General features: G+C 59.8%; 9 protein-coding genes and 3 pseudogenes. 4 read left to right on the top strand and 8 right to left on the bottom strand.

Going from position 1 to position 9,303, the window contains the following annotated elements; genetic code table 11:
* Positions 1-362 precede the first annotated feature (362 nt).
* Complete coding sequence (locus AC630_RS06340; RefSeq protein WP_074117652.1) at positions 363-587, bottom strand: cold-shock protein; 225 nt, start codon at positions 585-587, stop codon at positions 363-365.
* A gap of 217 nt (positions 588-804) precedes the next feature.
* Between AC630_RS06340 and AC630_RS06345 the strand changes: the two genes are divergently transcribed.
* Positions 805-2,313, top strand: coding sequence for an MHYT domain-containing protein (locus AC630_RS06345; protein WP_074117653.1), 1,509 nt, complete (start codon positions 805-807; stop codon positions 2,311-2,313).
* A 541-nt stretch (positions 2,314-2,854) separates the two neighbouring features.
* On the opposite strand, the gene AC630_RS45240 is transcribed toward AC630_RS06345, so the two are convergent.
* The gene (locus AC630_RS45240) at positions 2,855-3,172 is read right to left on the bottom strand and encodes a hypothetical protein (protein ID WP_167561140.1); all 318 of its coding nucleotides are present in this window, start codon (positions 3,170-3,172) and stop codon (positions 2,855-2,857) included.
* Between the two features lie 3 nt (positions 3,173-3,175).
* Between AC630_RS45240 and AC630_RS46750 the strand changes: the two are divergent.
* Positions 3,176-3,330 (top strand): annotated as a pseudogene (locus AC630_RS46750) (ISL3 family transposase); the annotation flags it as partial.
* 411 nt (positions 3,331-3,741) lie between these two features.
* Here AC630_RS46750 and hemC read toward each other — a convergent pair.
* The 4 genes and pseudogenes from hemC to AC630_RS06370 form a co-directional block, all read right to left on the bottom strand.
* The gene (hemC, locus tag AC630_RS06355) at positions 3,742-4,677 is read right to left on the bottom strand and encodes a hydroxymethylbilane synthase (protein ID WP_074117669.1); all 936 of its coding nucleotides are present in this window, start codon (positions 4,675-4,677) and stop codon (positions 3,742-3,744) included.
* A 51-nt stretch (positions 4,678-4,728) separates the two neighbouring features.
* Positions 4,729-4,995, bottom strand: a pseudogene (locus AC630_RS47745) (porphobilinogen synthase); the annotation flags it as partial.
* A gap of 68 nt (positions 4,996-5,063) precedes the next feature.
* Positions 5,064-5,510: a cytochrome C gene (locus tag AC630_RS06365; protein ID WP_074117655.1), complete on the bottom strand. Its 447-nt coding sequence runs from the start codon at positions 5,508-5,510 to the stop codon at positions 5,064-5,066.
* A gap of 13 nt (positions 5,511-5,523) precedes the next feature.
* Complete coding sequence (locus AC630_RS06370; RefSeq protein ID WP_074117656.1) at positions 5,524-5,766, bottom strand: hypothetical protein; 243 nt, start codon at positions 5,764-5,766, stop codon at positions 5,524-5,526.
* 84 nt (positions 5,767-5,850) lie between these two features.
* Here AC630_RS06370 and AC630_RS45245 point away from each other — a divergent pair, with 84 nt between their 5' ends.
* Positions 5,851-6,000 carry a hypothetical protein gene (locus AC630_RS45245; protein WP_167561142.1) on the top strand — a complete coding sequence of 50 codons (150 nt, stop codon included), beginning with the start codon at positions 5,851-5,853 and terminating at the stop codon, positions 5,998-6,000.
* A 619-nt stretch (positions 6,001-6,619) separates the two neighbouring features.
* Here AC630_RS45245 and AC630_RS45250 read toward each other — a convergent pair.
* Together AC630_RS45250 and AC630_RS06380 are read right to left on the bottom strand one after the other, a co-directional pair.
* Positions 6,620-6,781, bottom strand: a complete 162-nt coding sequence (locus AC630_RS45250; protein ID WP_167561143.1) for a hypothetical protein — start codon at positions 6,779-6,781, stop codon at positions 6,620-6,622.
* A 1,035-nt stretch (positions 6,782-7,816) separates the two neighbouring features.
* Complete coding sequence (locus tag AC630_RS06380) at positions 7,817-8,671, bottom strand: SDR family NAD(P)-dependent oxidoreductase (RefSeq protein WP_074117658.1); 855 nt, start codon at positions 8,669-8,671, stop codon at positions 7,817-7,819.
* A gap of 349 nt (positions 8,672-9,020) precedes the next feature.
* Between AC630_RS06380 and AC630_RS06385 the strand changes: the two are divergent.
* Positions 9,021-9,182 (top strand): annotated as a pseudogene (locus AC630_RS06385) (transposase); the annotation flags it as partial.
* Positions 9,183-9,303: the final 121 nt, after the last annotated feature.

The raw sequence follows: 9,303 nt of genomic DNA on the forward strand, positions 1-9,303 counted from the left end.
GAGACTCCCGTTGCCGCCCTCGGACCAATCGTGGTTGCTGCCGTCCTTGACCATGACGCCACTCCTAGGTGGATTTGTCATGCGCCACGTCGCCGACCGGATGCCGGACCGAAGAGAGTGAAAGACATCACCATCGCGTTACGTGGTGACGATCAAGCTGTTCTTGCACACTCAAGTCTGGTGGTGGCAGGAAGCCAACTTCCTCGACCCGCCACTCGATCCGCGCTGCCCCGGACGCGTGACGTCGCCTCTTGGGCCCTCAACCGACATTCGATCGGGCATCTGCGCGGGAAACGTTCGGAGGTTTGCCGATCCGTTTGCCTGGATTTCCATCCCTGATCACGCGAGCTTGGATTCACTATCTATCGCTTGGTTCGGATAAAAGCCTCAGTCTTAGCCGGTTCGCCTGATGTCACGAGCGTGTATTCAACACGCTCTCCCGTGTCGAAAGCTGCTGCTCTAACAAAGGGGCGCACGAACACATCAGAGCCACCGTCGTCTGGTTTAATGAAGCCGTAGCCATGCTTGGAGTCGAACCAAATGACGATCCCCACGCCGGTCTTCGATGCTGCCGTTCGCCAGATCATGCTCGAAGTATAGCAGAGCACCTGCGCGGGGTTCTAGCGGCCGGTGGTGGCCCATCGAACCGGTGCCGCCGCCGCCCGTGCAGATGGCGCGCCGTGGCTTAAGACAGCCTCGCTGCCGAACTATCGTCGCCCTTAAGGCAACGAGTCCTTGCCGCATCGTACTGACAATTGCCCTTGCGCGGCGCACCGTATAAGCTCGCATCGGGGCTGCTCCGAAATGGAGACGATCCCGATGGTAATTACCGCAACATACGATCCGTATCTCGTTGCCCTGTCCATCCTGGTCGCTGGCTTCGCGTCTTACACGGCCCTGGATCTCGGCGGACGCGTAGCGCTGGCCCAAGGACCTACGCTGGCCCAAGGACCCACGCGCCGCATCTGGCTGGCGGCGGCCGCGCTCACCATGGGAGCCGGCATATGGTCGATGCACTTCGTCGCCATGATCGCGTTCGAGCTGCCGATGCCGGTGTCCTACGATGTCGGCTTGACTGTCCTTTCCCTCGTGCTGGCGATCATTGGCACAAGCGGCAGCTTCTACGTCATCAGTCGCCCCGGCGCATGGCGCCCCCGCCTCGTCCTCAGCGGCGTCTTCATGGGGTTCGCCATCCTCGCCATGCACTACACCGGCATGGCGGCCATGCGGGGGCCCGTCGAATTGAGCTACGACCCCCTGTGGTTCGGGCTTTCCGTGATCGTCGCGATCGGCGCGGCGACGGCGGCGCTGTGGCTGGCGTTCGGAACCAGGGACCCTGGGCAGAAGCTCGCCGCCGCCATCGTCATGGGCGTCGCCATTTCCGGCATGCACTACACCGGGATGCGGGCGGCAATCTGTACCGCTCAGGCCACGACGGAGGAGGCCCACGCGGTCGCGACCCTCGATCGGACCCCCCTGGCGGTGGCGATCGCCGGTTTCGTGCTCGTCGATCTGGCCGCCCTGTTCGCCTCCGCGCTCAAGCGCAAGCGCGCCGACGAGGCCTTGCGTCAGACGCAGGCGGATCTTGCCCACATCCAACGGGTCACCGCCATGGGAGAGCTGGCGGCCTCGATTACGCATGAAGTCATGCAGCCGCTCGGGGCGGGAATGAACAATGCCGGGGCGGCCTCGCGCTGGCTGGGTGCCCAGCCGCCAAATCTGGACAAGGCCCGGCAGGCACTTGATCGTGCCATCGATGACGGAATGCGTGCGGCCGAGATCATCGGCCGCATCCGTACCCTCATGAAGAAGCAGCCCCCGCGGAAGGATGCCTTGGAGGTCAACGAAGCGATCGTTGAGGTCATTGCCCTGACCCGTGGCGAAGTGTTGAAAAACAATGTCTCGGTGCAGACGCAACTCGCGGAGGGCTTGCCGCTCATTCAAGGAGATCGAGTCCAACTGCAGCAAGTGATCCTTAACTTGATCATCAACGCCGTCCAAGCGATGAGCGGTGTCAGCGAAGGGTCGCGCGGGTTGCTGATCAGCACTGGGAAAGATGCATCGGACAGAGTGATCGTCGCCGTGCAGGATTCTGGCCCGGGACTGAAACCGGAGAGTTTTGAACGCCTGTTCGACTCATTCTACACCACCAAGCCCGACGGCATGGGCATGGGGCTATCGATCTGCCGTTCGATTGTCGAAGCTCACGGGGGACGCATATGGGCCACCCCCAACGCTGGGCAAGGCATCACCATGCAATTCACTTTGCCGATCAACGGCCAAGCCACGGCATCCGTTCGTTCGGCGGCGTGATCTTCACTACCATTCAGAAATTCTCCCCGCGGCCGGCGAGATTGCCTACCCGGTGCTGTCTAATAGGCGGAACATCGTTGTCATCGCCGATGACGCACATCGGAGCCAGTGTGGTTTCCAAGCAGGCCGGAGTGGCCATTCCGGGAAAACATGCTCGTCGTTGAACGGCCTTTCCTCGGGCTTTGCTCCGCATAAGCAGCAGTTCCCGATGCAGATGTCGTCGATGAAACGTCGGGTGCTGAAAAAGATGACCTTGCCGTTTTGATCGACGATCGAACCGTCACTGGTCGTAGTCCACACCATTCGTCGTTGCAATCTGACGCTACAACGCGCCATCCGTTCGCCCGTACATCGTCATTCTAGATGTCCATTCTACACATTCGCTCTGATTTTCCTTCACTTTGGCCCGGTTTCGCTTCGGCTTGTGGCCCTTCGCTGCCGTTAAAGCGGTGCCGCCACATGTCGGTTCAGAGGGGTAGACCGGAAGTTTGCAGCCGAGCGCTAGATCTACCTCGCGATTACTGTTAGCGATCTCACGCTGCTAGTCGGCGTGTATTTGCTCGGCATCGCGCTTATGTAAAAAGGTTGCGATTCGAGATTGCGGCTGGCAGGTCATATCTGCCGACCATCGCAGCCCCAATCCTTGAAAGCCGGCAGGTCCCGGGATCGCTAGGGCCGAGCTACCGGATATCGATCGCATGTAGGCCGCCATCGACCGCACGGCGCCAAAGCCTCCGCTGCGGATGCCTTTGGCGTGCAACGGTTGGAACGGTCCCCGGGGCATATTCATCGCGACAAAAATTGCAGTCCTGAGAGTAGGGGAAAACAAGCTTCTGCGAAAAAAGATGGGCAAAGTCATCTGGTCCTCCTTGCAGATCTTTGGCATCTGATGAAGAACGCCAACCGGGCCTTCCTCGACGCCGTCCGCAAATCGATGCGCCAGATCGCAGCGCAATTGGCGCGACAGCAATCGATCCCAAGCTGCTCACTGAGGCCGAACGCCTGCAGTATGAAGGGTGCCTTCTGCCTGCGGCATCGCTATCACTGACGCGCCATCCGGGGCGCACTTCTTGCCGGCCTCCGCGGGTAGCTCCGGCCGGGTGTTCAAGGATTGCGCTTTGATTCCAGGCCACACCAACCCGACCGTATCAAGGCCAAGCCCTGCGGGCGCTGTGCGGCCTTGACCCGTCCAGCTTTGCGCGGCGAGGGGTTTGCCGTGCGCTTAAGCCGAGATGCAGCTTGAGGCGCCCGACGCGGGTGCTCGCGCGCTGGGCAGCAAACGCGCCCGACAGCCTTTTGCGTTTCGGCCGGTTGGGGCAGGTTTCGAGCTTTACAACTGGTTTCGCTGAAGTCGCATGCGGCGTTCTGGCGGTTTGCCAGCTATGCTGGCTTCCCAAGAACATCAAGTCGTCATTCGAGGTAGCGAATTCAGGTTGGCCTTTGCTCTTCCACGGCACGGAGCGCAGCCTTCAACAACTCCTCTGCACCTTGCTGAAGAAGTTTATGCCCGAGACTCCTGCCTATTGCGTCGGCTTGATCGGCCAGACCCACGCTTTCATCGGCAATCTTCGTTTGGCCATCCGGATGAGTCACCTGTCCGCGAAGTGTTAAGGTCCCGGCGAGCCATGTGGCAGAGACCCCGACCGGTAGGCTGCAGCCCGCATCGAGACTTCTCATCAATGCGCGCTCTGCATCCACTTCGGTGCGCGATTGCCGGTCTTCAATCTTTTGAAGCAGCGCAATGAGTGCCGTATCCTCTTCGCGAGCTTCGGCCGCGAGAGCACCTTGGCCGACTGCATACGGGAAAACATGGGGGTCTAAAATCTGTGAGGCCTCATGTAGCAATCCTAGCCGGGACAACCCCGCCGCTGCCAATAGAGTCGCGTCTATTCCCTCTCGGGTTTTTGCCTTACGCAGCCTTGGAGAAACGTTCCCTCGGATAGGTCGAATATCCAGGCCACTGCATAGAGCGAGAAGTTGAGCTATGCGACGAATTGATCCAGTGGCGACGCGCAGCCCCGGTCGTAGCTGATCTAGTGTAGCGCCACAAATCGCGTCACGAGGATCCTCTCTTTTGGGAACGGCCGCCAATACCAGGCCGGGCTGCAATTTTGTCGGAAGATCTTTGAGGGAATGAACGACCAGGTCAACTTCGTTGCGCAGAAGCGTGTCTTCGCTCTCCTTCGTGAATGCTCCGATGCCGCCAATCTGCTGAAACCCCGACCGTCGGTCTTTATCGCCAACGGAACTAACGAAGACCATTTGTACCTCGGCGGCCGGCTCGACGCTACGAATAAGATCGGCGACGTGATTGGCTTGCCAGCGGGCCAAATCACTTCGCCTGGTACCAAGCCGAATTTTCACGATAAAGCCTCTTGCTTCTTGAGTACTTGAACGACTTCTTAGTGCTGCGTAAGTAGCGATAAAATCGGCGCCTGCTCGTTTAGCCGCACAGCAGAACTCTGGTGCGGTGTTCTTTGCATGAGCATCTTCCCTCGGACCGGATTTCATCAATTCACACTCGCCCGAAACGGAGAAGCAGCCAAATAGGTCGCACTTTCGAAAGCGGCTGGACCAAGGCTGGGCCAAGTCGAGAACGAAGAGTGCCGGTTCGACGAGAATGGAGTTTGCGCCTTCGAGTACAAGTGCGCCGAATGCGTCCACGCATCCTTTCAAGTCGTAGGGGTCGAGCTGGGACTGCGTGAGCTGCCATCAGCTGTGTTCATAACGGAACGATATAGGAGGGCGCGCTATTTGAATGGATTCATTGACGTGAAATAAGTTGTTGTTTTCGCGGAATCCCCCGGAACGTTCCAAAGGGTTGCGACATACCAGGCGGTCCAAGCAACGATCAGCAGGCTCAGCACCGACACCCAAACCGGGAACGGCGAGGGCGATTCCGCCCGGTGCGGCTCGAACGGCTCTTCCGCTCCAAACGCGTTGACCATCAAGCGCACCGTACCGTGAACGACGGCCCCGTCACCAAGCCCGGTGACCGTGATCCCGGGGCCGTTGCGGACCCGGAATCGAAGGCGTCGGACGCCGACCTGGCCGGTGGCGTCTTGGGCTTCGATGCGCAAGCCGTGCTCGCCGTCGGCAAGGCTCTTGGTGTCGAGCGCTATCTCGGTCGGCGGCCGCTGATCGGTGACCGGATCGGGCGCGCCGTCGAGGTAGATGCGGATGCGCGGATCGGGCACGTGTTGCGCTCCTCTAACGGTCGGCGTCCAGGACGCGATATTTAGGACGATCGGGGTCCCGTTCACCGGGGTCGATGAGCATCCACAGCGCCGCCACGATGCAGCTGAGGGTCACGAGCCCAGCCCCGCTCACCACCAGCACGTTGCCGAGTATTGGTCCGGCAAGACCATGATCGCCGGCGCCATTAGCCGTCGCGGGCGCAGTGCAGAGATAGCCAAGCGCCGAGAGAATCCAGGCGGTCATCGTGTCGGTCATCGTCGCCTCCTATTTCTTGGCGCGGAACTTCGCAATGTCGGCAGGCGTTACCAACGGCCCGTGGTTGCTCCATGAAGTGCGCTCGTGATCGATGATATCGGCGATCTGCTGATCAGAGAGTCAGCGAACGGCGGCATCTCGACCTTGTACTCCTGGCCGTTGATCGCCTTGCCACTTAGCCCGCGCAGCATGGTGATGATGTGTTCGGCAGGGTCAGTGGCATTAACGACCTGATGGCCGGTAAGTGGCGACGCTACGACGATGCTTTGGAGAATGACCTTGCAACGCCGGCGAGGGAAATCGCCTCTCGCCATAGAGTCGATAGACGGTCGTTATTGCCGCCCCGTCGCTTGACGCCGTCTCGGAGATTGCCACCAGCCGCAGCTGCAGAGATCCCCGTTGCCGCCCTTGGACCAATCGAGGTTGCGCGTGCCGGCGCGCCGCCGTCCTTGACCATGACGCCGCTCCCACGGTGGATTTGGCGGGCGCACGGCGTCGACCGGGTGCCGGACCGAGTAAGAGAGGGAAAGACATCGCCATTTTGCAGATGGGGCAGGATGTTTACAGAAAAGGTTCTGAAATACGGAATTGCGTTACGTGGGTAACGATTAAGCACACTCAGGTCTGGTGGTGGCACGAAGCCAAGTCCCCCGACCCACCACTTGACCGGAGCCGACCCGGACGAGTTGCGTCGCCTTTGGCCCGAGGCTGCTGATCGGCTTGCTCGGCATTCAAGTTGGCTGTCGAAGGAACACCGGACCCAACTCGCCAAGCCAGGACCGAGTGTGCTCCTGAAGGGACGCCGCGGATCTAGAAAAAAACTGGACCTTGGTGCGGTCCGATGCGGTCGCCACTAACTCCCGCCGTACTGATCTTGATCGTAGGCCCGCAGGATGCGGACAAAATCGGCCATGCTGGACCGGTCCCGATTTTCGGCCATAGCCGCAACCTGGGTGTTGGACGCGGGCTGGCTCCCTTGCCAAAACCGCACTAGGAGATCGACGATGTTTTTCATAGCATACTCTCCGCAGCTAACTATGGCGGTAGACACCGGAGCGGCAACGGATGGCTCGATCAGGGGGAAGGGCAGCGGGCGCTACGCCGCCGACCTTGTCCTGCAACTGCCTGCTCGCGGGCCGGTTCCGTTGCTTTTCACTGCATTCATCAGGTAGCACTGAGCACCTGATTGACGCCATTGCGCGCGGGTATGAAGTGATCGTACTGAGGTACGCTCGGGCTAGTGAATCGGTATAAGTCAACGAGACGTCGGTTTAATCCTAAGGCAGTTCCAGCTGGCATCGATATCCCCGCGGGGTTGCTCGGCTACGCCGACCAGGTGATCGAAATAAGGTTGCCGACTTCCAGCGATAGCCCATCAGCGTAGTGGTGACACCTCTGATTGAGGAGCGGGGACTAGTGGACTAGAATTGCTCACCCTGAGTTCGTCCCATTTTGACGCTTTGCGGAAGCCGAGCAGACATAGTTGTCGTAGCACGCAACATATCATCGGGGTCAGAGCGCACCGAGCGTCTGAATGCGCTCGTGCGAAGAGCGCGTTGCCGAGACAGCGATAAGTCCCTCAGGTCACGGTGAACTCGAGCGATTTTGCACCGACCCGGCCCAAAATTGTCGGCGATCTGGATCCTAACTCTATGGCGATCCCGGGGAAGCTCGGCATCGTCGACGGTAACACCAGACGCAGTCGGCGTTGCTTGTGCAAGTATTCGCCTGGTGATGTCTATGCCTAGATTGGCCCGTATCTGACACGAATGCTATTCACGACGATTGCAGCATTGCTGGCGGGTTGAAAGGTGACGCGGATTCAGGCGTTGCATATAAACGCAGGCACCTCATCCCCGGCCTCCAATCGCTCCATCTAGCTTGGCATATGGTGTGGCCTCTGTGTGTCCAATGCAATGTCGGGTGGGTCAAAGGCTGACCTCGACAGCTGGCATGATCTTCGTCGCCTCATCTTCCGGAAACAGACTTCCACGGCGCTCTGCGCTCAGGTCGGCAGGGGGCCACAAGCGGCTGCGAGCAGATGCGAGAGCTAGCGTCGCGGCGTTCGTCCGCGTATACGGTCGAAGCCCTGCTTGATCGCTGCGAAGCGCTCATCGATGAACGGCTCGTGCTCTGTATCGGTGAAAATGTAGGGCCAGTCGTTTTCGATGGCCTCGCGAACCAGTTCGCCCACATACAGCGGATCAATGCCGTTGTTGATCCGTTCCTGCAATGCCTTGATGAACTCGGCGCGGGGTCCTTCTGTCGGCGGAGGGTTGCCGACAGCCCCAGCAAATCGCTGCGGCACGTTGCGCCGAGAGTTCATGATCTGCGTGCGGATGACGCCCGGACACAGAACGGATACCCCAATCTTCCTCGGCGCGAGCACGTTACGCATCCCCTCGGACAGCGCCACCACACCATATTTGCTCACATCGTACGCCAGACTTGGTCCCGCAATCAGTCCGGCGACGGACGCTGTGGAAACAATCTGCCCTCCTTCGCCGTGCGCTTCGATCAGCGGACCGAAAATCTCGAAGCCCCAGATCACCGACATCAGGTTGACGCCGAGGACCCAGTTCCAGCCTGCATCAGTCCACTCACCATAGGTGCCGCCGCCGCCCACGCCCGCATTGTTGACCAATATGTGGAGTCTGCCATACCGCGCGACGGTCGCGTCCGCTGCCGCCTGAAGTTCGCCTTTGAGCGAGACGTCAGCTTTCACGCCATCGACATCGACGTTGGTCCGTGTCTTCAGGTCCGCGACCGCTTTTTTCAGCGCCTCTTCCTCGATATCGCAGAGCATGACCTTCACCCCCGCCTGTGACAGCGCGGTCGCGATCCCCAGTCCGATCCCCGAGGCAGCGCCTGTCACGAATGCGGTCTGTCCAGCCAAGTCTTTCATGCGCTTTCTACCTTGCTTTCACTCAACAATTTCGCCCGCCAGACTGCGCCGCAGAGTGCCGCAATGAACTCGCCTCGTCTCATGTCCCGCGCCCCCGCGCAAAGCCTAGAAACAACCGATCGCCAGTTTCAAACTAGCACATTGGAAACCACTGGATAATGAGGGACAGGGTCGGTTTTCGGAAGCGCTGGCTCCACGCCGACGATGACCGCTCAGGGTCAAACTCGGCAAAACTCAATGTGAGCATAATGCGTCCGCTTTCGGGCACATCGCGCCCCCCCGTCGGCACGGGCTCATTGAGCCTAACTGCCGGCCATGATTCAAATCCTTCACCGAAGGGGGCCGAACCATGCGCTACGAACTCTCCGACGAGGAATGGACTGCCATCAGGCCGATGCTGCCAAACAAGCCGCGCGGCGTACCACGGGTGAATGACCGTCGCGTCCTCAATAGTATCTTCTGGGTTTTGCGATCCGGGGCGCCACGGCGTGATCTGCCAGCGGCATTCGGTCTTGGCTGTGTGAAAACGCAACGGCGCTCAAATTTCGGAGAAAAGAATTCCTTCAAACACCGCTTCTGAGACTGCCGAAGAGGATACCGAGCTTCGGTGCCGCGTGATCTGAGAAGTAGAT

The organism is Bradyrhizobium sp. AS23.2 (genome assembly GCF_001908185.1).
Taxonomy (GTDB): domain Bacteria; phylum Pseudomonadota; class Alphaproteobacteria; order Rhizobiales; family Xanthobacteraceae; genus Bradyrhizobium.

What these genes read in the sequence shown, in the direction of transcription:
- AC630_RS45250 (WP_167561143.1), bottom strand. Translation starts at nt 6,781, where the DNA reads ATGAAAAACATCGTCGATCTCCTAGTGCGGTTTTGGCAAGGGAGCCAG.
- AC630_RS06340 (WP_074117652.1), bottom strand. Translation starts at nt 587, where the DNA reads ATGATCTGGCGAACGGCAGCATCGAAGACCGGCGTGGGGATCGTCATT.
- AC630_RS06370 (WP_074117656.1), bottom strand. Translation starts at nt 5,766, where the DNA reads ATGACCGACACGATGACCGCCTGGATTCTCTCGGCGCTTGGCTATCTC.
- AC630_RS06345 (WP_074117653.1), top strand. Translation starts at nt 805, where the DNA reads ATGGAGACGATCCCGATGGTAATTACCGCAACATACGATCCGTATCTC.
- AC630_RS45240 (WP_167561140.1), bottom strand. Translation starts at nt 3,172, where the DNA reads ATGACTTTGCCCATCTTTTTTCGCAGAAGCTTGTTTTCCCCTACTCTC.
- AC630_RS06380 (WP_074117658.1), bottom strand. Translation starts at nt 8,671, where the DNA reads ATGAAAGACTTGGCTGGACAGACCGCATTCGTGACAGGCGCTGCCTCG.